The 20,529-nt window shown below is 66.0% G+C and carries 24 protein-coding genes and 1 other RNA gene; 13 read left to right on the top strand and 12 right to left on the bottom strand.

Features of this window, described 5'->3' with window-relative positions; translation table 11 throughout:
- Positions 1-1,233, bottom strand: a complete 1,233-nt coding sequence (locus HNP71_RS12885) for an SLC13 family permease (RefSeq protein ID WP_183267356.1) — start codon at positions 1,231-1,233, stop codon at positions 1-3.
- Positions 1,230-2,366, bottom strand: a complete 1,137-nt coding sequence (locus HNP71_RS12890) for an MFS transporter (protein ID WP_183267357.1) — start codon at positions 2,364-2,366, stop codon at positions 1,230-1,232. The genes HNP71_RS12885 and HNP71_RS12890 overlap by 4 nt, the downstream gene beginning before the upstream one ends.
- A gap of 112 nt (positions 2,367-2,478) precedes the next feature.
- Between HNP71_RS12890 and HNP71_RS12895 the strand changes: the two genes are divergently transcribed.
- Both HNP71_RS12895 and HNP71_RS12900 read left to right on the top strand, forming a co-directional pair.
- Entirely contained in the window at positions 2,479-3,315 is an 837-nt protein-coding gene (locus HNP71_RS12895) for an undecaprenyl-diphosphate phosphatase (protein ID WP_183267358.1), read from the top strand.
- 2 nt (positions 3,316-3,317) lie between these two features.
- Positions 3,318-4,064 carry a GDSL-type esterase/lipase family protein gene (locus HNP71_RS12900; RefSeq protein WP_183267359.1) on the top strand — a complete coding sequence of 249 codons (747 nt, stop codon included), beginning with the start codon at positions 3,318-3,320 and terminating at the stop codon, positions 4,062-4,064.
- Here the strand turns inward: HNP71_RS12900 and HNP71_RS12905 are convergent.
- The 7 genes from HNP71_RS12905 to HNP71_RS12935 all read right to left on the bottom strand — a co-directional run bounded on the left by HNP71_RS12905 (position 4,061) and on the right by HNP71_RS12935 (position 6,945).
- Positions 4,061-4,681 carry a phosphoribosylanthranilate isomerase gene (locus HNP71_RS12905; protein ID WP_183267360.1) on the bottom strand — a complete coding sequence of 207 codons (621 nt, stop codon included), beginning with the start codon at positions 4,679-4,681 and terminating at the stop codon, positions 4,061-4,063. The two genes, HNP71_RS12900 and HNP71_RS12905, sit on opposite strands and share 4 nt — an antisense overlap.
- Positions 4,678-5,361: an orotidine-5'-phosphate decarboxylase gene (pyrF, locus tag HNP71_RS12910; protein WP_183267361.1), complete on the bottom strand. Its 684-nt coding sequence runs from the start codon at positions 5,359-5,361 to the stop codon at positions 4,678-4,680. The genes HNP71_RS12905 and pyrF overlap by 4 nt, the downstream gene beginning before the upstream one ends.
- The gene (locus HNP71_RS12915) at positions 5,358-5,588 is read right to left on the bottom strand and encodes a lipopolysaccharide assembly protein LapA domain-containing protein (RefSeq protein WP_183267362.1); all 231 of its coding nucleotides are present in this window, start codon (positions 5,586-5,588) and stop codon (positions 5,358-5,360) included. Before HNP71_RS12915 ends, pyrF begins: the two co-directional genes overlap by 4 nt.
- Before the next feature lie 44 nt (positions 5,589-5,632).
- Positions 5,633-5,959, bottom strand: coding sequence for an integration host factor subunit beta (locus HNP71_RS12920; RefSeq protein ID WP_183267363.1), 327 nt, complete (start codon positions 5,957-5,959; stop codon positions 5,633-5,635).
- Positions 5,960-6,051: 92 nt separating this feature from the next.
- Positions 6,052-6,210: non-coding RNA, 6S RNA (ssrS, locus tag HNP71_RS12925), on the bottom strand.
- A gap of 197 nt (positions 6,211-6,407) precedes the next feature.
- Positions 6,408-6,749, bottom strand: a complete 342-nt coding sequence (locus HNP71_RS12930; protein WP_183267364.1) for a cell division protein ZapA — start codon at positions 6,747-6,749, stop codon at positions 6,408-6,410.
- A 4-nt stretch (positions 6,750-6,753) separates the two neighbouring features.
- On the bottom strand, positions 6,754-6,945 hold the full coding sequence (locus tag HNP71_RS12935) for a hypothetical protein (RefSeq protein ID WP_183267365.1): 192 nt from the start codon (positions 6,943-6,945) through the stop codon (positions 6,754-6,756).
- Positions 6,946-7,017: 72 nt separating this feature from the next.
- On the opposite strand from HNP71_RS12935, the gene HNP71_RS12940 reads away from it, so the two are divergent.
- From HNP71_RS12940 to thiE, 3 genes are all read left to right on the top strand, one after another.
- Complete coding sequence (locus tag HNP71_RS12940; RefSeq protein WP_183267366.1) at positions 7,018-7,422, top strand: hypothetical protein; 405 nt, start codon at positions 7,018-7,020, stop codon at positions 7,420-7,422.
- Positions 7,423-7,539: 117 nt separating this feature from the next.
- Positions 7,540-8,454, top strand: a complete 915-nt coding sequence (locus HNP71_RS12945; RefSeq protein ID WP_183267367.1) for a class I fructose-bisphosphate aldolase — start codon at positions 7,540-7,542, stop codon at positions 8,452-8,454.
- Positions 8,455-8,531: 77 nt separating this feature from the next.
- Entirely contained in the window at positions 8,532-9,155 is a 624-nt protein-coding gene (gene thiE, locus HNP71_RS12950; protein WP_183267368.1) for a thiamine phosphate synthase, read from the top strand.
- Here thiE and HNP71_RS12955 read toward each other — a convergent pair.
- Both HNP71_RS12955 and epmA read right to left on the bottom strand, forming a co-directional pair.
- Entirely contained in the window at positions 9,152-9,526 is a 375-nt protein-coding gene (locus tag HNP71_RS12955) for a hypothetical protein (protein WP_183267369.1), read from the bottom strand. The two genes, thiE and HNP71_RS12955, sit on opposite strands and share 4 nt — an antisense overlap.
- A gap of 60 nt (positions 9,527-9,586) precedes the next feature.
- The gene (gene epmA, locus HNP71_RS12960) at positions 9,587-10,543 is read right to left on the bottom strand and encodes an EF-P lysine aminoacylase EpmA (RefSeq protein WP_183267370.1); all 957 of its coding nucleotides are present in this window, start codon (positions 10,541-10,543) and stop codon (positions 9,587-9,589) included.
- A gap of 23 nt (positions 10,544-10,566) precedes the next feature.
- Here epmA and HNP71_RS12965 point away from each other — a divergent pair, with 23 nt between their 5' ends.
- Together HNP71_RS12965 and HNP71_RS12970 are read left to right on the top strand one after the other, a co-directional pair.
- Positions 10,567-11,535, top strand: a complete 969-nt coding sequence (locus tag HNP71_RS12965; protein ID WP_183267383.1) for a lysine-2,3-aminomutase-like protein — start codon at positions 10,567-10,569, stop codon at positions 11,533-11,535.
- Between the two features lie 354 nt (positions 11,536-11,889).
- Positions 11,890-12,777 (top strand): 2Fe-2S iron-sulfur cluster-binding protein, encoded by an 888-nt coding sequence (locus tag HNP71_RS12970; protein ID WP_183267371.1) that lies wholly within the window; start codon positions 11,890-11,892, stop codon positions 12,775-12,777.
- A gap of 102 nt (positions 12,778-12,879) precedes the next feature.
- On the opposite strand, the gene HNP71_RS12975 is transcribed toward HNP71_RS12970, so the two are convergent.
- Positions 12,880-15,393 (bottom strand): autotransporter outer membrane beta-barrel domain-containing protein, encoded by a 2,514-nt coding sequence (locus tag HNP71_RS12975; protein ID WP_183267372.1) that lies wholly within the window; start codon positions 15,391-15,393, stop codon positions 12,880-12,882.
- Positions 15,394-15,629: 236 nt separating this feature from the next.
- On the opposite strand from HNP71_RS12975, the gene efp reads away from it, so the two are divergent.
- From efp to HNP71_RS13005, 6 genes are all read left to right on the top strand, one after another.
- The gene (gene efp, locus HNP71_RS12980; RefSeq protein ID WP_183267373.1) at positions 15,630-16,196 is read left to right on the top strand and encodes an elongation factor P; all 567 of its coding nucleotides are present in this window, start codon (positions 15,630-15,632) and stop codon (positions 16,194-16,196) included.
- Positions 16,197-16,257: 61 nt separating this feature from the next.
- Entirely contained in the window at positions 16,258-17,085 is an 828-nt protein-coding gene (locus tag HNP71_RS12985) for an inositol monophosphatase family protein (protein WP_183267374.1), read from the top strand.
- A gap of 16 nt (positions 17,086-17,101) precedes the next feature.
- A complete protein-coding gene (locus HNP71_RS12990; protein ID WP_183267375.1) occupies positions 17,102-17,725 on the top strand; it encodes an OmpA family protein in 624 nt (207 codons plus the stop codon).
- Positions 17,722-18,858: a flagellar motor protein MotA gene (locus tag HNP71_RS12995; protein WP_183267376.1), complete on the top strand. Its 1,137-nt coding sequence runs from the start codon at positions 17,722-17,724 to the stop codon at positions 18,856-18,858. Before HNP71_RS12990 ends, HNP71_RS12995 begins: the two co-directional genes overlap by 4 nt.
- A complete protein-coding gene (locus tag HNP71_RS13000; RefSeq protein WP_183267377.1) occupies positions 18,855-19,979 on the top strand; it encodes a peptidoglycan -binding protein in 1,125 nt (374 codons plus the stop codon). Before HNP71_RS12995 ends, HNP71_RS13000 begins: the two co-directional genes overlap by 4 nt.
- Before the next feature lie 4 nt (positions 19,980-19,983).
- Positions 19,984-20,529, top strand: coding sequence for a 5-formyltetrahydrofolate cyclo-ligase (locus HNP71_RS13005; protein ID WP_183267378.1), 546 nt, complete (start codon positions 19,984-19,986; stop codon positions 20,527-20,529).

Raw genomic sequence — 20,529 nt, forward strand, 5'->3', positions numbered from 1 at the left:
TCAGCCCGCCAAGGCCAGCGCCACCAGCGCCGCGAGCAAGGCCGGCGGCATCACCACCGCGCCCAAGCGGAGGAACCGCCAAGCGGACACGCTGATCCCGTTTTTGCGCAACGCCGTCAGCCAGAGCAGCGTGGCGAGCGAGCCGGTGATGGAGAGGTTCGGGCCGAGATCCACACCGATCAGCGCCGCGGCAGTCACCCTTTGGCCCGCCTGCCCCAGCGCATGCCCGGCCAGCAGCCCGGCGGGCAGGTTGTTGATAAGGTTGCTCAACCCCGCCAGCCCCAGCCCCACGGCCCAGACCTCACCGCCCGGCACGGCCCGCACACTCCGCGCTATCGCTTCAGCCAGCCCCAGCCGGTCCAGCGCCCCGACCATTACGAACAGTCCCGCCACCATCGGCAGCACGCCCCAGGACACCTCCCGCGCCAGCCGCCAGACCGGCTGCCGGGTAAATACCGCCACCAGCGCGGCACTGCCCAACCCGGCGCAAAGCGTTGGCAAGCCCAACCGCCAGCCCAGCCCAGAGGCTGTGAGCAACAGCACCGTCATCCCGCCAAGCCCAGCCAGTGTCAGCCTGCCGCCGCGCGAAAGCGGGGCAACCGCCCCCGGTGTAGCAAGACACTGCCGCAACCCGCGCCGCTGGGTGAACCAGAGAGCCAGGAAGGTGGCGCCGACGGCCGCCGCCGAAGACAAGCCAAACGCCCCCAGCCAATGGCCAAGATCCGGCATGGCATCAGCGAACACCACGAGGTTGGCGGGGTTGGAGATCGGCAGCACGAAGGAGGCGGCATTGGCCACAAAGGCGCAGATGAGCAGATAAGGCAGGCGGTCCTCGGCCCGCACCGCCCGGACCATGGCGGCCACGGCAGGGGTGAAGACGACGGCCGTGGCATCGTTGGAGAGAAACACCGTCACCACCACCGCCATGGCATAGATCAGCCCAAACAGCCGCAGCGCCGAGCCATTCGCCGCCCGCGCCACCAGCCCCGCCGCCCAAGCGAACACGCCCTGGTCGGCGGCCAGCTCGGCCAGCAGCATCATGCCGGTAAGGAACAGATACACATCGCCACCCTGCCCCACCGCGCCCAGTGCCTCACGCAGCGGCAGCGCCCCGCCCAGCACCAACAGCACCGCCCCCGCCAGGGCGGGCATCCATTCGCGCATCCCCCAGGGGCGGATGAGCACGCACCCCAGGCTAACCAGCACCACCGCCCAAACGGCGCCTGCGCTCACGCCCGCACCAGCCGGCAATACCCCAACGCCAGCAGCGGCAGCATCGCTCCCAGCCCGCACAACTCCTGCCAGCCGCCATGCAGCAGCAGCGCGCCGGTCACCGCGGAACCCGCCGCCCCGCCGACGAAGAACACGGCGATGAACAGCCCGTTCAGCCGCGAGCGGATCTCCGCCGCTTCCGCGTAGATGGCCCGCTGACCGACGATCAGGCTGGTCTGCACCCCCGCATCGAGCAGCATGGCGGCGCCCGCCAGCACCAGCGCCGAATGCACTTCGCCACCCGCCCACGCCAAGGCGAACGCCAAGGCGATGGACGCAAGCCCGCCATACGTGGCGGCCCGGCCATGCCCCCTATCGGCCAAGCTTCCCGCGATGGGCGCCACCAGCGCCCCCGCCGCCCCGGCCAAGCCAAACACCGCAATGCCGCGCTGTGTGAAGCCGAAATCCCGCGACAGATAAAGCGGCACACCGGTCCAGAACAACGAGAATGCGCCAAAACAGGCCGACTGCACCAAGCCCCGCTGGCGCAAAATCGGTACCCTGAACGGCAAGGCGAACAGCGAGGCCAGCAGCGCGCCGTAGCCCTGCCGCGCGCCGGGGCTGCGCTCGGGCAGCATGCAGCGCAACAGCAGCGCAAGCACGGCCATCAGCCCCGCCGAAAGAAAGAACACCACCCTCCAGCCGAACGCGGCGGTGATGGCCGAGGACACAGGCCGGGCGAGCAATATGCCCACCAGCAGCCCGCTCATCACCGTGCCGACCACGCGCCCGCGCGACTGCTCCGGCGCCATATGCGCGGCCAGCGGCACGAGCATCTGCACCGCCACCGAGGTCACACCCACCGCCGCACCGGCCACCAGCATCTCGGGCCCCGAACGTGCCAGCCCCGCCAACAGCAAAGGCGGCATGCAGGCGGCGATAGTCAGCACCACCAGCCGCCGGTTCTCCACGATGTCCCCTAGCGGAACCAGCAGCAGCAGCCCTGCCGCATAGCCAAGCTGCGTGCAGCTCATGATCAGGCTCGCCGCGCGCGGGCTCATATGCACATCCGGCCCGATCAGCCCGATCAGCGGCTGCACGTAATAGATATTCGCAACCACCACGGCGCAGGCGACCGCCAGCAGCGCAACCATGGCCCGTCCCGGGGTTTGTGAAACTTGCATGCCCCTGACTTAACGGCGGAGGAGAATTCTGCAATGCAGATGCGGGCGCCAATGCCGCGCCGCAGCCTGACGGGGAGACAACATGGATTTCGTGCACGCCGTATTATTCGCGATTCTGCAGGGGGCGACGGAACTTTTTCCCGTCAGCAGCCTGGGCCACGCCGTGATCGTGCCGAAGCTGCTGCACTGGCCCATCGATCAGTCCAGCCCGGATTTCCTGCCCTTCCTGGTCATGCTGCATCTCGGCACCGCCATCGGCCTGCTCGCCTATTTCTATGCCGACTGGCTGGCCATGGCGCGCGGGGTGCTGGGCATCGGCTATCAGGCGGAGGTGAGCGCGACGCGCGACCTGCTGCTCAAGCTCATCATTGCCACCATCCCGGCCGTGCTCATCGGCGCGATACTGAAAAAGCCGATCGCGCATCTCTTCGGCAGCCCGCTTATCGCCTCGCTGTTCCTCATCGCCAATGCCGGCCTGCTGCTGGCGGGCGAGCGCCTGCGCGGCCGCGCCGCCCTGCGCGGCGGGCATCTCACCAACCTGGACGCTCTGATCATCGGCCTGTTCCAGTGCCTCGCCTTCCTGCCCGGTATCTCGCGCTCGGGCTCGGCCATCGTCGGCGGCCTGCGCCGGGGCATCAACCATGAGGACGCGGCGCATTTCTCCTTCCTCATGGGCACGCCGGTCATCCTCGCCGCCAGCGTCGCCGAGATCCCCAAGCTGCTGCGCGCGCACGAGCTGCACGCACTGTTCGGCGTCTCGCTGCTCGCCGCCATTGTGGCGGGCGTGGTGGCCTATGCCAGTACCGCCTTCCTGATGCGCTATTTCAAGCAGCACGATTCCTGGGCGCTGAAGCCCTTCGCCTGGTATTGCGCGGCGTTCGGCGCGGGCAGCTTCGGCCTGCTGATGCTGGGGCTGTGACCATGCGCCGCCTGCTCACAACTCTCGCCCTGACCCTGCCGCTCGCCGCGCAGGCGAAGGTGAACCTCGCCGAAGCACCCATCGACCGGCTGAACCTGCCTGTCTGGCACCAGCATTGGGACGCGTCGCTGGAGGATGCCCGCACCCACCCGGACGCCAAGATTGTCTGGCTAGGCGACTCCATCACCTATTACTGGCAGCGCCATGGCGGGCATGGGTATGACGATATCCTACCCATCTGGAACCAGTATTACGCCCCCTACGGCGCGCTGGATTTCGGCTTCATCGGCGACACCACCTCAAGCCTGATCTGGCGGCTGGATCACGGGCAGGTCGAGGGGCTGCACCCGCAACTCGCCATCATCCTCATCGGGGCGAACAATTTCGGCAAGGTGCATTGGGACGCGGCGATGACCATCCCCGGCATCGAGGCCGTGGTCGAGAACACCCATCGCCGCCTGCCCGGCGCGCATATCCTGCTGCTGGGCGTGCTGCCCTCCATCCGCTCCCCCTGGGTGGACGCGCAGACGCGGACAACCAACGCCGCCCTGGCGCAGCATTACGCGGACAGCCAGACCGTCACCTTCATGGATGTCGGGCATCTGCTGCAAACGGATGGACACACCGACCCGACGCTGTTCGTTGACCCGCATTTGAACCCGCCAGACCCGCCTTTGCACCCCGATGCCGAGGGCATGCGCCGCATCGCCGAGGCATTGGCCCCGGTGGTGCGGGAATACGTGCGCTAACCGCGCGCGGCCTTAACAAACGCCCGGATCAGTTCGGGCGATTTCTTCCCCGGCGCGGTCTCCACGCCGGAGGATACATCCACCCCCGGCGTGCCGGTCTGGGCGATGGCCTCGGCCACATTGCCGGGGTTCAGCCCGCCCGCCAGCAGCCAGAGCTTGGCGGGACGGAAGGTGGAGAGCAGCGCCCAATCCGCCTTCACCGCGTTGCCACCAGGCCTCGTCGCCCCCGGCGGCGGCTTGGCCTCCACCACATAGCCATCGGCATGTTCGTCCTTGGCGGGGAAATCCGCCGCGCTGGTCACGCCCAGCTGGCGCCAGACAGGGCGGCCAAAGCGGTCCCGTAGCGCCGTCACGGCGGCGGGCGAGGCATGGACCTGCAAGATATCCAGCGAGACGCTTTGCAGCACCGCGTCAATCTCGTCGAACCCGGGATTCACGAACAACCCCACGCGCAGCGGCCCACCCTGAGCGCGGGCGGAGAGCAGCGCCGCCTCAGCCGGGGTGACGTAGCGCGGCGAAGGCGGGAAAAACACAAAGCCCAGATAATCCGCGCCCGCCTGCACCGTGGCGTCGAACGCCTCGGGGCTGTTGATCCCGCAGATTTTGACCTTGGTCACGCGATGCTCGCGGCGATCGCCGCCGCAGCCGCCACCGGGTCCACAGCACCCGTAATGGGCCGCCCAACCACGATGTAATCCGCCCCGGCTGAGACGGCCTCCTCCGGCGTCATCACCCGCGCCTGATCGCCGATCTCGGCGCCCTTGGGGCGGATGCCCGGCACGACCAGCACCGGCTTCTCGCCAAAGGCGTCGCGCAGGCGGGAAATCTCATGCGCCGAGCAGACCAGCCCGTCCGCGCCATTCTCCAGCGCCAGCCGCGCCAGACGCAGCACCTGCTGCGCCGGGCCACCCGAGACGCCGGTCGCCGCCAGGGCCTCGGTATCCAGGCTGGTCAGCACCGTCACGGCCAGGATCTTCGGGCGCTTCGCACCTTCCGAGGCCGCCTTTGCCGCCGCCTCGATCATTTTCGCGCCGCCACCGGCATGGATGGTTAGCATATCCGCCCCCAGCGGCAGCAGCGAGCGCACGGCCCCGGCCACGGTGTTGGGAATGTCATGCAGCTTGAGGTCCAGAAACACCGGATTACCCTGCGCCGCCTGGGTGAACCCCGCGGGGCCGTGGCGGAGGAAGAATTCCAGCCCCAGCTTCACCAGCCCGCAATGCGGCGCCACACCGCGCACAAGCTCTTGCGCCCGGTCCAACTCGGGCGTGTCGATCGCGGCGATAAGTCGTTTCATGGGGTATCCTGTGTCGGGGTAAGCTGCGCCTCCAGCTCGGCCACGCGCTTTTCGGCGCGTTTGGCCCGGCGGTGCGCACGGAAACGGTGGGGCAGATGGAAAATCAGCCCGGAGAGAAAGCCAAAGCCCAGTGCGCCGAGCAGCACCCCGCCCAAGGGCAGAGGCATGCCGCCGAACGGCCAGAAATTCACCGGGACGAAATCACGATTGGAGAGAAGCAGAATCACCAGCGCGACGATGAGGACAAAGCCGGCGATTGTTTTCAGGATGGTCAGGTTTCCGCTCCACCATTCTTTTTGCCCTTGGCCGGGGCCGGGGCGGGCTTGTTGATGCGCTCGCGCAGCTCCTTGCCGGCCTTGAAGAAGGGCACGGATTTCTGCGCCACCTGCACCGTCTCGCCGGTGCGCGGGTTGCGCCCGGCGCGGGCCTGGCGGCTCTTCACGGTAAACGCGCCGAAGCCGCGCAACTCCACACGCTCGCCGCGCGCTAACGCGGCTGTCATTTCATCAAACAGCGCCGATACAATGCGCTCCACCTCGGCCACGGTCAGATGAGGGTTATCTTCCGCCAGCCCGGCGATTAGTTCAGAACGTGTCATAAAGCTCTCCCACCCCGCGTAACGATGCCAAAACCGCGGCGGCAGGTCAATAAACGATTGTCACACGTAGGTTTTTCCACGCTGCCGGGGAACGTGGAGCCACCCTGGCCGTTGGCGTGTACATCCTCCCAAGGCCTGCTTGTGCAGGTGGGCGCCGGGTAACCGGACCAATGGTCCGGACAGAGCCAGCCCCCGAGGGAGATGCTTAACGGCCCTGGGGATGATTTGCCTGACGCACCGGGCAGCTCCAGCCATCTATTTAGGCGGCGATGGCCGCCGGTGCAATGCGTCCTATGCGCGGGTCAGAGATGGCTTTAAAACGCGCTTCGGTGAGTTGCATGAGTGAGATTTTTGAGCACCGGAACAGAGCGTATATGGGCTACACGCGCACCGGAGCGCATAAAATCACGCCCAGACGACCTCCAGGGCAGGGTTTTAAAACCTTCTCTCAGCTATCGAGAAGGTCGGCGGCGATCTCTTCCGCCCGGGCCGCCACCCGGCGCAACCGGGCGCGGCGCTGCTCATCGGCGGGTGCGGGCTTGGCGGCCTGCGCCTCGATCACGCGAGCCTCGGCGGCGGCCAACGCCCCGCGCAGGTCGTGCAGTTCGTCGGCCAGCAGCAGCGAGGCCAGCATCAGCAACCGCGCCTCGCCGGACTGCCCGCCAATCGCCTTGATGCTGGTGATCCGCTGCTCGATCTCGGCGGCCATCTGGCCCAGATGCTCTTCCTGCCCGTCCTCACAGCCGACGGTATAGGCGAAACCATTGATGCGTATGGTGACCTGGGCCATGGCGTCACTCCGTCGGTTCGGGCGGGTGGACCTCATCGATCGCCGTGCGCAGGCGGTTGATCACCTGATCCAGCCCCTCGGCCAAGGTGGCGCGGTCGAGAGCCTCACCGCCAGCAGGCTTGGACAGGCTGGCGATCTTGCGCAGCGCGGCTTCGATACGGTCCAGGATTTCGTCTTCTGATTCAGACTCAGACATGCGACTATAGAACATGACCGCGCCGTGGGCGGTCAAGGTAAGGTTTAACGCCCAAAACATGATTATAGTGTAATGAGTTTACCACCTGCGGTCATCGTGCATGGGCTGCCCGATATCCGCGCCGCCATGGCCTGCGGCCACCCCGTCACCCTGCTTTCCACCCCCGGTGCCGCGCTTTATGCGGGCGGTTTATGGTGGCGCGAGCTGCTGGCGGCGGCGGCATATACTGGCCCCGCGCTGCTCGATTGCGGCCCCGCCCCCGGCCGCGCCTGGGAGGCGCTGAAGCTCGGCCTGCCGGGCGTAGTGCTCGCCCCCTGCCCGGCCTGGAGCCAGGTGGCCGAATACGCCGCCGCCCAGGGGGCGCTGCTGCTCTCCGCCCCGCCCCCGGCGCTGGATCTGTCCACACCCGGCGCCCCCCGGCACATCGCGGCATGGCTCACCGGAAGTTTTTTACCGCCAGCGCCCCCGGCACCATGATTTGGCCGCATTTTTTGAGCTTTTGTGCCGCCACGACGCGCCCCAAGGCGGATGACATCCGCCGAGCCATCGGCTACAGGGCGCACGGTTGCAAAATTATTCATAGGTTGGGACAAAATGGCGATCACGCAGACCGTTAAGAAAATCCTCTCGCATTACGAGAGCGACAACCCCGGCACCAAGGCGAATCTGGCCCGCATCCTGATGCAGGGCAAGCTGGGCGGTACCGGCAAGCTGGTGATCCTGCCGGTGGACCAGGGTTTCGAGCATGGCCCGGCCCGCTCCTTCGCCCCCAACCCCGCCGCCTATGACCCGTACTACCACTACCAGCTCGCCATCGACGCTGAGCTCTCCGCCTATGCCGCCCCGCTGGGCATGCTGGAAGTCGGCGCCTCCGAGTTCGCCGGTCAGATCCCGACCATCCTGAAGGTCAACTCCTCCAACTCGCTCGCCACCGACAAGAACCAGGCCATCACCGGCTCCGTCTCCGACGCGCTGCGCCTGGGCTGCTCGGCCATCGGCTTCACCATCTATCCAGGCTCCGAATTCGCGTTCGACCTGATGGAAGAAATCCGCGAGATGGCCGAGGAGGCCAAGTCAGCCGGTCTGGCCGTGGTTGTGTGGCCTTATCCGCGCGGCCCGAACCTGGACAAGGCCGCCGAAACCGCGCTCGACATCTGCGCCTACGCCGCGCACATGGCCGCTCTGCTGGGTGCCCACATCATCAAGGTCAAGCCGCCCACGGATGTGATCTCGCTCGAAGCCGCCAAGAAGTCCTATGCCGGGTTCGACGCCTCGACCATGGCCAAGCGCACCGCCCATGTCGTGCAGTCCTGCTTCGCCGGCAAGCGTATCGTCGTGTTCTCCGGCGGCGAGGCCAAGAACCTGGACGCGCTGTATGAGGAAATCCGTGGCCTGCGCGATGGCGGCGCCAACGGCTCGATCATCGGCCGCAACACCTTCCAGCGCCCGCGCGAGGAAGTCCTGGAGCTGCTGGGCAAGATCATCGACATCTATCTCGGCAAGTTCTAAGCTAACAATTTGTAAAAGTTTTTGGGGGCGGCCTTTTTCCAAAAAGGCCGCTTCTTTATTTTCCAGCTTCTGGTGCCATGACAAACGATTGCCGCCTCTACCTCATTACCCCGCCGGTTCTGCCCGATAACTTCGAGGCCCAACTTGCCGCCGCCCTCGATGCCGGGGACGTGGCCGCCCTACAATTGCGCCTGAAGGACGTCCCGGACGATTTGATTGCCCGCACGGTGGACCGCCTGCGCCCCATCGCCCAGAGCCGGGATGTCGCCTTCATCCTCAACGACCGGCCGGACTTGGCCATGAAGCTCGGCTGCGACGGCGCCCATGTCGGCCAGACGGACATGCCCCTCAAGCAGGCGCGCAAGATTTTGGGCGAGCTGACGCTGGGCGTGACCTGTCATAACTCCCGCCATCTCGCGATGGAGGCGGCGGAGGCTGGGGCGGATTACGTGGCTTTTGGCGCATTCTTCCCCACCTCCACCAAGGAGCCGCCGGAAATGGCGGAGATCGAGACGTTGCAGATCTGGGCCGAGACGATGGAAGTGCCCTGTGTGGCCATCGGCGGCATCACGGCTGAAAATTGCGCGCCGCTGGTGCGTGCGGGCGCGGAATTCCTGGCCGTGGTCGGCGCGGTATGGAACCACCCCGACGGTCCCGCCGCCGGTGTTCAGGCGATGCTCAAGGCCATCGCCGCAGCTTAACGGCAATCATTGCCCTTAAGGGTGAAGCCCGCCACCTTGCCATCCTTCAGGGCGAAGGTGATCTCGCAGGACCAGACCTGGATATTCTGTGGAAAGGGCTGCATGTACCCCCCATAATACGGCCCCCAGTACGGCCCGTACCAAGGCCCGAAGCCACCCATGGCGATGTTGTTTGGCATGACCTCAGCATGACCATGGACATAGGCGAGATACTGCACGCCATCCACGGTGATCTGCTTGTCCGGCACGCCCAGCGACTGCACGAGACTCGCCTCTGGCGCGCCGATATAAGCGGCCATGCGCGATTGCAGGCTCGGCCCGTGGGCGCAGGCGGCAAGAGCTAGCGGCAAGGCGAGAACGGCACGGCGCATGGATAAACCCTCCTAAGCGCTGGGATATACCATTTGCACGTAACAATTTGATGACTTACGTCAAGGCAGCCACAAAACATCGGCAATGCGCGCGGCACCCGTGGCCAGCATGGCCAGCCGGTCGAACCCCAGAGCGATGCCCGAGCAAGCGGGAAGCGCGGCCACGGCGGTAAGGAACTCCTCGTCCATCGGCCAATCCTCGCCATAGAGCGCATGCCGCCGCGCGCGGTCGGCGATAAAGCGCGCCCGCTGCTCCTCGGCATCCGTGAGTTCGACGAAGGCATTGGCCAACTCGATGCCGCAAACATACAGCTCGAACCGCTCCGCCACGCGCGGGTCATCCGGGCATTTGCGCGCCAGCGCCGCCTGGGCGGCGGGCCAATGGGTGAGGAAGGTCGGGCGCTCGCGGCCCAGATGCGGCTCGATCCGCTCCAGCAGCAGGCGGAAGAACAAATCCTCCCAATCCTCGCCCTCGCGCAGTTTTGCACCAGCCTGGGCGGCCAAAGCGGGCGCGTCATCGGCGGTGGCCAACACATCCGCCCCCACATAGCGCTGGAAGGCCTCGGCCACGGTGAGGAATTCCGGCTCGTCGAGGCGCGTGGTGATGCCCCGGCAACTCACCTCGGGCGGCAGAGTGGCGCGTAGCAGGGCAAAGGTTTCGTCCATCAGCGCCTGCATGTCCGCGCCCAGCGAGTACCATTCCAGCATGGTGAACTCAGGGGCGTGGGTGTCGGACCAGGGCTCGTCGCGCCAGACGCGGGCGAGCTGAAAGATTGGCCCCGAGCCGCCCGCCAGCAGCTTTTTCATGGCGAATTCGGGCGAGGTGTTCAGCCATTTGTCGCCCGCCGGACGGGCGCGCAGATGCACCTCCTCACCCGGCGCTGCCACGGCGTAGGGGGTTTCCACCTCGGTATAGCCGCGCGCGGCGAAGAAGGCGCGCACGGCGGCGGCCAGGCGCTGGCGGCGCAGGAGACGGGGAAAACGGTCGGGCAGTGTCTGCCAGGGTTGAGAGCGCATGGCGCACGTTCTACATCACCCCGATGCCGGATGGTATTTCCCCCAAGCCCCGCACGCTGCGCCGCCCCGACGAGCTGGCCCGCGCCGGGTTGCTGCCCCAGAACCGCGTCGCCGAGGCCGAGGCCGTCGGCGCGCGCTACGCCATTGCCGTGCCGCCCGCCCTGGCCGCACTCATCGAGTCGCCGGACGATCCGCTGGGGCTGCAATTCATCCCCAGCGCCGCCGAACTAATCACCGCCCCGCATGAGAGCACGGACCCCATCGCCGACGAGGCGCTCTCGCCCCTCCCCGGCATCGTGCACCGCTACCCGGACCGTGCGCTGCTGAAACCCCTGCTTGCCTGCCCCGTCTATTGCCGGTTCTGCTTCAGGCGCGAGCAGGTGGGGCCGGATGGCGGGGTGCTCTCGGCCGATGAGCTGGAGGCGGCCTACGCTTACATTGCGGCGCATCCGGGCATCCGCGAGGTGATTTTAACCGGCGGCGACCCGCTGATGCTCTCGCCCCGCCGCCTGGGCGAAATGCTGCGCCGAGTGGCGGCGATCCCGCATGTGGAGCTGCTGCGCATCCATAGCCGCGTGCCTGTGGCCGATCCGTCGCTGGTGAACGAGACGCTGCTGGAGGCGCTGGAGATCGAGAAGCCGCTCTACATCGCGGTGCACAGCAACCATGCGCGGGAGCTGACGGCGGACGCCAACGAGGCCTGCCGCAAGCTGACACGGCTGGGCATTCCGCTGCTGGGCCAGACCGTGCTGCTGGCCAGCGTGAACGACAGTGAAGCCGCGCTGGCCGATTTGTTCCGCGCCATGCTGCGCGCGCGGATCAAGCCTTATTACCTGCACCAGCTAGACCCCGCCCCCGGCACCGCGCGCTTCCATGTGGAACCGGAGCGCGGGCGGGAGCTTCTGCGCAACCTGCGCGGCAAGATCAGCGGCACAGCGTTTCCGATTTATATCCTCGACCGTCCCGGCGGGCTGGGGAAAGTGCCGCTATAACGCCCCTGCCCCACTTTGAATCATGGCTTCGCCCCTTTTTGGGAACTTTGCCTCTATCCGCCCGCATCGCATGCCCACCCTCACGCGGGTCTTCGGCAAATCCGGTATGCCATGCCGTATGCTGAGAGCCCATTGGGGAGCTTGCGGCGGGCACAAATCTTGACAAAAATTAACATTCATCAGAACATCACCTACAAGCAGCTTCCTCCCTGCTTCCATTTCATTCAGCACGCAAGCGCCACTTCATCAAAACAGCCAAACTTACCCGCGTAATTTTCCGGCTTCTCTCCCGCCCAGAGACATGAATATGCCAAGCCTGCTCACAGCCCCCTTACGCAAGATCGGAATTATGTGGTGACTGAAACGCACGCCCCCGTCGTTACCTATATGGGACGGTCCGTTGCTGTACGAACCAACGAGACCGTGCTCAACGCCCTGCTCAGGGCCGGGATCGAAGTGCCGTTTTCCTGCAAGGCCGGCAGCTGCCAGACGTGCTTATTGAAGTGCCTGGAAGGCGAACTGCCCGAGCGGACACAGCGTGGCCTCTCGGAAACCTTGCGGGCCAAATCTTACTTCATGCCCTGCCGTTGCAAGCCCGCGGGCGATATGCAGCTGGCCCCCGTGAATGCGGATGATCTGCTGGCCGAGAAAGCCAGTGCCGCCCCCACGGAATCCGAGATCCCCTACCCGGAAACCGACCCCGCCCTATGGATGGAACTGCAACAAGACGGCGACAAGGTTCGCAAAATCTTGGAAGCGTTCTACGACATGGTCTATGCCGACGAGCAACTCGCCCCCTTCTTCGAAAATGTCCAAAAAGAACATGTGACCGACAAGCAATACGTGTTCATGAAACGCTGCCTGCTCGGCGAGAAAGTCTATTTTGGCAATCGCCCGCGCAACGCGCATCACTGGATGATCATCTCAGATGAGCTGATGGATCACCGGCAGGCGCTCATGCTGAAATCATTGCGCGCCAATGGCCTAACCCAAGATCAAATTGACCGGTGGGTGCGTTTTGAGGAACATTTCCGCGGCGATATCGTCAAGCAAGAGACGTGGCCTAAGCGTATGGGGGGCCAGGATATCGTCTTTGAAGGCGTCGGCCAGGAAGTGTTCCCGATCGCCCTGATCTGCGATTACTGCCATGCTGAAATTCCCGCCGGGACCACGGTAGTGGTTCACCATCGCCGTGGGCTGGTCAGCTGCCCCGCCTGTGCAAGCGGCGCGCCGCTGACATAAGCTGTGAATCTTGGCGCGCTTTTTATAAAAAGCGCGCCAAACCCCGTAAAAATTTTCAATAATTTCAATTCACTAAAGAATTTTTTCGTCTGAACCAGTCCCTTAAAACCGCGCCGAGACTGCCGCTTGCAAGCTCTGCGCCGACCAGTTGCCGGCGAAGCGGCCGCTATAGCCGATATCCAGCGCCCAATCGCCTTTGGCCATGCGCAGCCCCAGCCCCACCACGCCGGAGACCGGCGACAGCTCCTGCGGGTTGAGGGTAAAGGCTGTGCCGTCCTGCGTGGCCAGCCCCAGCCCCACGCCAGGATTGCCCAAGCTGCCCTCGACCCCGAAAGTAACGCGCGGGGTGATGACGATGTGCGAGGCGGCAACATAACCGCGGCCCAAATTCAGGTGCAGGAACGGCGTCACCGTGGCGCCGGAGGACGCGCCGCCATTCAGCGCGAAAGCCTGCACCGAAGCGCCTTCCGCCAGCCCACCAATGGCCACGCGGGTCACCCGCAGCCCGGCGGCGGGGCTGATGTCCCATCCGCCCCAGGCCAGCGGCAGCGCCGCCTGCGCCGCGAGGGACAGCACATTGCCATTCTCCCGCGCCACCGCGGCGTCCGCCCCGGTCTGGCGGGCGGTGCTGGCGTTCACGATACCATCCAGCACCGCGCCGCTGAGGACGAACGCCCCCATAGGCTGGTTGGCGTAGAGGCCAAGGCGGACCGTCTCCAGATCGGCGGTTCCCGTGCCCTTGCCGCGCATGGCGGCATCATCATACCCTGCGGCGAGGCCGATCCGCCCGTCCGTCGCGGGGATGGCATGGTCCACCCCCGCGAGAAACCCGCCGCCGGTCATGTTGAAACCATCGGTGGCGAGGTTGGAGCCCGCCGCCTCCACCCAGCCTCCGGCCGCGCAGAACCCGCTGGCGATGGCCGAGGCGATACCCGCCTTACCGTCCCCCTGGGCCGGGGCGTTGCGGCACTCCGCCCCCGCCCCTGGCGACATGGCGTGGCCAAGCAGCAGATCGTCCATGGTCTGGGCGTCGAGCGTCATGGCCTGTGAGAGGTCGGGCAGCAACCCCGCCCCTTGTGGCGCCACGGTGAAGTTGCTGTTCACCAGCAGCCGCGCCGCCTGGCTGTTCAGCGAGAGCGTGAGCGGCTGCGCCACCTGTTCCACCTGGGCAAAACTGCCGCTCAGGCCGGCATCCGCCTCCAAGAACTGGTAGCTCGCGGGGGTGTAGGTGCCCGGTGCCAGTACATAAGTGAGTGTGCCACCCAGCTTGATCGTGCCTGTGACGCTGAAGCTGGAAACCTGCCCCGGTTTCACCAGTACCACCAGCGTGCCCGTGTCGCTCTGGCTGAAATTGCCGTTCAGCCGCAGCGGGGCCGTGGCCAGCCCGGCGGAGAAGCTACCATTATTCACCATCTGCGCCACATTCCAGGTGCCGGTACCGGCCCAACTCGCCCCCTGCGCCACAATGAGCGACCCGCCACTGCCGAAGCCCATGATGTCGCTGGAGAGCGTGCCGCCGCCGGTGAGCGAGATGGAACTCGCCGTGCCATTGCCTGCAATATCCCCCACGATCTGCGCCCCGGTGCCCAGCGTGATGCTGCTCGCCCCGCGCGACAGGCTGATCGCATTACCGCCCCCGGTGGCGATGATGCTGCCGGTGTCGATAATATCCACCGCCCCGCTGGCAATAATTCCGGTCGCCCCGGCGATGGTCCCGGCATTGTCCAGCGTGCCGCCCTTGGCCAGCTTCACCCCGGCGGTGGTGCCGGTGATCAGCCCGGTATTCTCCACCACCCCGCCACCCCCGGTATCGATCGCGCCGCCGATCCCTCCCGCGATGGTGCCACTATTGTTGAGCGAGGACGCACCGGTAAGATACACGCCGAAATCCGGCCCGCTGATCAGCCCGGCATTGGTGATGCGCGAGCCGTCGCCGCCCGCATACACGCCGGAATAGCCGCCCAGCAGCCGCCCGGTCTCGGTATTGGTGAGGCTGCCGCCGGAATAGAGCGAGACGGCATCGCCCCGGCTGGCGGAAATCTGCCCGCTATTGGTCACGCTGCCCGCGCCGTTGCCGGTGTAAACGCCGATATGCCCGCCAAAGATGGAGCCAGTATTGGTCACGCCGCCGCCCTGGTTGAGGCTCACGCCGTCGAACCCCGCACTGATGGCGCCGCTGTTGCTGACCTGCCCGGCGCCGCCATTCACCACCACGCCGTAGCGCGTGGCGCTGATGTTGCCGCTATTGGCCACACTTCCCGAAGCCCACAACTCCACCGCGTTATTGCCCGCCACGCTGCCTGTATTGGTGACGCCGCCGCCCCCGCCGAGCCAGATGCCCGCGCCATTGGCGGCCTGCACCTGCCCGGCATTGCTGAGCTGAGCCGGGCTCAAATCCCACAGCGCCGCCCAACTCTGGCTATCAACCGTCACGCCGTTGGCGATGCTCACCCCCGCATTGCCATACCGCGCGAGGTTCACGGGCGCATAGTGGCTGGTGGAGATCACGCTCTGCGCGGCGGCCGGGGCGGCAAGCCCCATGGCGGCGGGCAGAACCAGCAGCGACGCATTGGCGCCCTTGCGCGCCAGGGCAATGCCGATGGAGGACGTGTTCATGAAAGGCGATCCTTGGGCCGGGCGGCTTTTTGCAACCCTTCACGACTACAAGCTGCTTTCAACCTAGAACCGCACCGATGAACGGCGTGTTAATCTCCCAGCCCCACCCTGCGGAATCGCTATTTTCCCGTTAACCTGCTTGCCGCGCCCCCAGGGGGTGGCTTGCCGAAATCGCCCTGGCGGCGTAAGCCCCCGCCTTACGATCATTCAAGTTTTCAATCGGCAGGGCAGAACCCATGAAGCAGCAGGCTAACCTTATCCGCGCCGGGCAGGTCATCGAACACGAGGGCCAGCGCTGGACCGTGCTGAAGCAGCAGATCATCACCCCCGGCAAGGGCGGCGCCTTCATCCAGGTGGAAATGCGCAACCTGAAGACCGGCAACAAGACCAACGAGCGTTGGCGCACCGCCGATACCGTCGAGCGCCTGACCACCGAGGACCGGGACTTCACCTATTCCTACACCGATGGCGAGAACCTCGTGCTGATGGATCCCGAGACCTTCGAGCAGTTCATGGTCCCCGCCGCGATCCTGGGCGATTCCGCCCCCTTCCTGCAGGACAACATGGCCGTCATCGTTGCGCTGGTCGAAGGCGACCCGGTCGGCATCACCCTGCCGCCGCAGGTGACGCTGGAAGTCGTCGAGGCCGACCCGGTGGTGAAGGGGCAGACCGCCTCCTCCTCCTATAAGCCCGCCAAGCTCTCCAACGGCGTGAAAACGCTGGTGCCGCCCTTCATCGAGGCTGGCGAGCGCATCGTGGTGCGCACCGAGGACGGCAGCTACGTGGAACGCGCCAAGGGCTGATCTCCAACACGAGGGGGCCAACGGCCCCCTCACTTTATTCTGACACGAGGAGTGCATTGCCATGATGCCACGTCTTTCCCCGCACATGACCGTGATGCACGCCGCGGCGAACAAAGCGGCGAAGCGTCTGCTGCGCGATTTCATGGAAGTCGAGAATCTGCAGGTTTCCGTTAAGGGGCCGGGGGATTTCGTCAGCCAGGCGGATCTGCGCGCCGAGCAGTCGCTGCGCGAGGATTTGGAGAAGGCCCGCCCGGGCTATGCCTTCCTGATGGAAGAGTCAGGTGCTTCCGGCTCCGATAAATGGGCCTGGCGCTGGGTTGTCGACCCGCTGGACGGCACCACCAACTTCCTGCACGGCATCCCGCATTGGGCGATCTCGATCGCGCTGGAGAAGCGCCTGCCGGATGGCGGCTCCGAGATCCATGCCGCTGTGGTGTACTGCCCGGTGAACGGCGAGATGTTCTGGGCCGAGAAAGGCATCGGCGCGTATCTCAACGACAAGCGCCTGCGCGTCTCCGCCCGGCGCGACCTGAAGGACGCGCTGTTCGCCACCGGCATTCCCTTCGCCGTCTCCGCCTCGCGCAGCCGCCTCTCCTTCGCCCGCACGCTGGGCACGCTGATGCCGCAGGTCGCGGGCATCCGCCGCTTCGGCTCCGCTGCGCTGGACCTCGCCTGGGTCGCGGCCGGGCGTTATGATGGCTATTGGGAAACCGGCATCTACCCGTGGGACATCGCGGCGGGCATGCTGATCGTGCGCGAGGCCGGCGGCTATGCCACCGATGCCGAAGGCAAGGATGAGATCGCCAACACCGTGGTGGCGGCAAACCCGCATCTGCACCCCAAATTGCTGGAAGTGGTGCAGGACGGTCTGGCGGCGGCCAAGGCTTGACGTTAAGGTTTCTGCCGTGAAGCGAATTTTGCTCCTGGCAGGTCTTTCGGCTCTGGTTGCCCCATGCGCGCAGGCGCAGGTGGCAGTGAACGCGGCGGCGTTGCAGCAACTGGCTGGCACCCCGCCAGCCCCGCCGCCCGCCCCCAAGCCGGCACCCGCAGCTACAGCGCCCATGCCGCATATCGCGCATCATCACCACGCGGCCCCGGCGGTTGTGGCGGCCAAACCCGCACCACCGCCGCTACCCCAGGCCGCGCCCGCCGCCCCGCAAGCCGCCCCGGCAACGCTCAAGGCGCCGCCGCCGCCGCCCTCCGTTCCCACGGAGGTGCTGAAAGCTCTGGCCCCTGTGCGGATCAACTTCGCCCCCGGCAGCGCAGACCTGCCAGCCAGCGCCGCCAATGCGCTCAGGCCCTTCTGCCACGAGGGCGGCATGGTCAGCATCGATGCCCATGCCCCGGCCAACCCCTCCGATCCCTCGGCGGCCATGCGGCTCTCGCTCTCCCGCGCTCTTGCGGTGAAGGCCGTGCTCGCCGCCTGCGGCGTGCCGGTGCAGAACATCGTGCCCCGCGCCGCGGGCGCGACACCCGGGCATGCTGACGACCAGACGATTGTGGCCGCGGGCACGGGAGCCGGAAAATGACAAAGCCGACCAACTACCTGATCCGCATGATCCTGTTCTGTGTGGTGGTATACAGCGTCGCGGCCCTGCTCGCGCCACAGCTGGCGCGCTTCTACATGGCCAATCCGGTGATCAACACGGTCATCGTGGCGGTGGAGCTGTTCGGCGTGTTCTGGAACATCCGTCAGGTGCAGCGTTTGTATCCCGAGGCCGCGTGGGTCGAGGATTTCCGCCGCCACCGCGAGCGGCTGGAGCAGGCGACGCCGCCGGTGCTGCTGGCCCCGATGGCGCGCATGCTGCACGGCCGCGCCGATGGCGAGCGGCGCATCACCCTCTCCGGCCCCGCGATGCGCACGATCCTGGATGGCATCTCCGTCCGCCTGGACGAGAACCGCGAACTCTCCCGCTATGTTACCGGGGTGATGATCTTCCTTGGCCTGCTGGGCACGTTCTGGGGCCTGCTGCGCACGGTCAACTCCGTGGCCGAGGTCATCAACGGCATGAACCTCGCGGGCGGGGATGTGAACGGGATGTTCGCGCAGCTCAAGGGCGGGCTGGCCGGACCGCTGGCGGGCATGGGCACGGCGTTCTCCTCCTCAATGTTCGGCCTCTCCGGCGCGCTGATCCTTGGCTTTCTGGACCTCACCGCCGGACAGGCGATGAACCGCTTCTTCAATGAGCTTGAAGAATGGTTGGCGGGGCTGACGCGGCTTTCCACCGGTGCTCTTTCGGGCGATGGCGATGGCAGCATCCCCATCTACGTGCAAGCATTGCTGGAACAGACGGCGGAGAACATGGACCAGCTCCAGCGCCTGCTGGCGCGCGGCGAGGAAGGCCGGGTGCAAAGCCATGCCGCCGTAGTGGCGATGACCGAGCGCCTCGCGCATCTTTCCGACACGCTGCGCGTGAACCAGCAGCTGATGGAAAAAATCGCCACCGCGCAGACGGAGCTGACACCGGCCCTCGCGCGCCTCGCCGAGCCCAAACCAGCGGATGAGGTGGCACGCGCGCATCTGCGCAATATCGAGCTGCTGCTCTCCCGCCTGCTTACCGAGAGCGAACAGGGCCGCGCCCAGAACCTCTCCGAGCTGCGCAGCGATTTGAAGGTGATGACCCGCACCATCGCCGGGCTGGCGGATAACGCCCGCGCATGAGCCGGCGGCGCGGCACGGGCAACGGGCTGGAGGCTTGGCCGGGCTATGTGGATGCGCTCTCCACCTTGCTCATGGTCACCATCTTCGTGCTGCTGGTGTTCGTGTTGGCCGAGGCGTTCCTCTCCTCGGCGCTGACCGGCTCCAACAACACCATCGACAAGCTGAAGCAGCAGATCGCCGAGCTTACGCAGAGTCTCTCCATGGAAACCACCAAGGATGCGACGCTGAGCCAGGAGTTGGCCGCACTGAACGCGCAGCTCGCCAGTACGCAGACGGCCAATGCCAGCCTCACCCAGCAGCTCTCGGCGGATACGGCCACCATCACCGCGCTGCAAGGCGCGCAGAAATCGCTCCAGGCCCAGCTTTCCGACGCCCAGTCCCAAGCCGCCTCGGCCACCGGGCGCATCTCGGCCTTGCAGGCGCAGATGGAAGCCATCGCCGGTACGCCGGACATGCAGCAGAAACTCGCCGACGCGCAGAAGCTCTCCGCCCAGGATGAGGCGCAGATCGCGCTGCTGAACCAGCAGATGGCCGCGCTGCGCGCCCAGCTCGCCGCGCTGCAGACGGCGCTGGATGCCTCCCAAGCCGCCGACGCCAAGGACAAGGTACAAATCGTGGACCTCGGCAAGCAGCTTAACGAGGCGCTAGCCCGCAAGGTGGAGGAGTTGCAGCAATACCAAAGCGTGTTCTTCCGCACACTCTCGGAAAGCCTGAAGGGCCAGAAGAATATCAAGGTCGTCGGCGACCGCTTCGTGTTCGAGAGCGACGTGCTCTTTCCCGTGGATGAGGCGACCATCACCCCGGAGGGTCAGGCCGAGATCGCGGAAGTCGCGAATGCGGTGAAGGAGATCGCCGCGAAGATCCCGCCAAATGTAAACTGGGTGCTCTCCGTGGATGGCTATGCCGATGCGCAGCCGATCAAGGGCGGACCGTATAAGTCGAATTTCGACCTGTCCTCGGCACGCGCGCTGACGGTGCTGGATTTGCTGATCGCCGACGGCGTGCCGGAGAACCGGCTGGTCACCTCGGGGCTAGGCTCGAACAACCCGATCGCCACCGGCAACACCCCGGCCGATTACGCGCAGAACCGGCGGATCGAATTCCGCCTGACCGCGCCTTAAGACTTTGGAGCTTGCCGAACAAAAAGCGGCGCTGCGGGCGGAAATACTGGGCCTGCGCGTGGGCTGGGACCCGAGCCTGGGCACGAAATTAGCCAAGCATGTGCTGGCTTCGGGCATCGTGCCACCGGGCGCTGTGGTGGCCGGGTTCTGGCCGATGCCGCATGAGATCGACATATGCCCGCTGCTGCATGGCTTGCATGAGCGCGGCCATGTCATCGGCCTGCCGGAAACACCTCCACGCGGTAACCCGCTAATCTTCCGCGCCTGGACGCCGCAAGCCGAACTGCTACGCGGACGCTTCGGTACGCTCTACCCCGAGGGCGCTCCGATCGTGCCTGATTTCATCTTGGTGCCACTGGTGGCGTTCGACGCCAAGGGCCATCGGCTGGGCTATGGCGGCGGGTATTACGACCGCACTTTAGCCGAACTGCCCCACGCCTTCCGCCTGGGCTGCGCCTATGCCGCGCAGCAAGTGGCGCATGTGCCGGTGGAGGAGATGGATTTGCACCTGCACGCCATCGCCACCGAAGCAGGTGTCAGGCCGCTATAA

It is taken from the genome of Acidocella aromatica (assembly GCF_014201825.1).
Taxonomy (GTDB): domain Bacteria; phylum Pseudomonadota; class Alphaproteobacteria; order Acetobacterales; family Acetobacteraceae; genus Acidocella; species Acidocella aromatica.

Excerpts from the sequence above, each read along its gene's own strand:
- HNP71_RS12975 (WP_183267372.1), bottom strand. The coding sequence starts at position 15,393 with ATGAACACGTCCTCCATCGGCATTGCCCTGGCGCGCAAGGGCGCCAAT.
- HNP71_RS12945 (WP_183267367.1), top strand. The coding sequence starts at position 7,540 with ATGGCGATCACGCAGACCGTTAAGAAAATCCTCTCGCATTACGAGAGC.
- HNP71_RS12895 (WP_183267358.1), top strand. The coding sequence starts at position 2,479 with ATGGATTTCGTGCACGCCGTATTATTCGCGATTCTGCAGGGGGCGACG.
- HNP71_RS12935 (WP_183267365.1), bottom strand. The coding sequence starts at position 6,945 with ATGTCTGAGTCTGAATCAGAAGACGAAATCCTGGACCGTATCGAAGCC.
- HNP71_RS12940 (WP_183267366.1), top strand. The coding sequence starts at position 7,018 with ATGAGTTTACCACCTGCGGTCATCGTGCATGGGCTGCCCGATATCCGC.
- thiE (WP_183267368.1), top strand. The coding sequence starts at position 8,532 with ATGACAAACGATTGCCGCCTCTACCTCATTACCCCGCCGGTTCTGCCC.
- HNP71_RS12955 (WP_183267369.1), bottom strand. The coding sequence starts at position 9,526 with ATGCGCCGTGCCGTTCTCGCCTTGCCGCTAGCTCTTGCCGCCTGCGCC.
- epmA (WP_183267370.1), bottom strand. The coding sequence starts at position 10,543 with ATGCGCTCTCAACCCTGGCAGACACTGCCCGACCGTTTTCCCCGTCTC.
- HNP71_RS12995 (WP_183267376.1), top strand. The coding sequence starts at position 17,722 with ATGACAAAGCCGACCAACTACCTGATCCGCATGATCCTGTTCTGTGTG.
- HNP71_RS13000 (WP_183267377.1), top strand. The coding sequence starts at position 18,855 with ATGAGCCGGCGGCGCGGCACGGGCAACGGGCTGGAGGCTTGGCCGGGC.
- HNP71_RS12930 (WP_183267364.1), bottom strand. The coding sequence starts at position 6,749 with ATGGCCCAGGTCACCATACGCATCAATGGTTTCGCCTATACCGTCGGC.
- HNP71_RS12920 (WP_183267363.1), bottom strand. The coding sequence starts at position 5,959 with ATGACACGTTCTGAACTAATCGCCGGGCTGGCGGAAGATAACCCTCAT.
- HNP71_RS12985 (WP_183267374.1), top strand. The coding sequence starts at position 16,258 with ATGATGCCACGTCTTTCCCCGCACATGACCGTGATGCACGCCGCGGCG.
- HNP71_RS12900 (WP_183267359.1), top strand. The coding sequence starts at position 3,318 with ATGCGCCGCCTGCTCACAACTCTCGCCCTGACCCTGCCGCTCGCCGCG.
- pyrF (WP_183267361.1), bottom strand. The coding sequence starts at position 5,361 with ATGAAACGACTTATCGCCGCGATCGACACGCCCGAGTTGGACCGGGCG.
- efp (WP_183267373.1), top strand. The coding sequence starts at position 15,630 with ATGAAGCAGCAGGCTAACCTTATCCGCGCCGGGCAGGTCATCGAACAC.
- HNP71_RS12965 (WP_183267383.1), top strand. The coding sequence starts at position 10,567 with ATGCCGGATGGTATTTCCCCCAAGCCCCGCACGCTGCGCCGCCCCGAC.
- HNP71_RS12890 (WP_183267357.1), bottom strand. The coding sequence starts at position 2,366 with ATGGTTGCGCTGCTGGCGGTCGCCTGCGCCGTGGTGGTTGCGAATATC.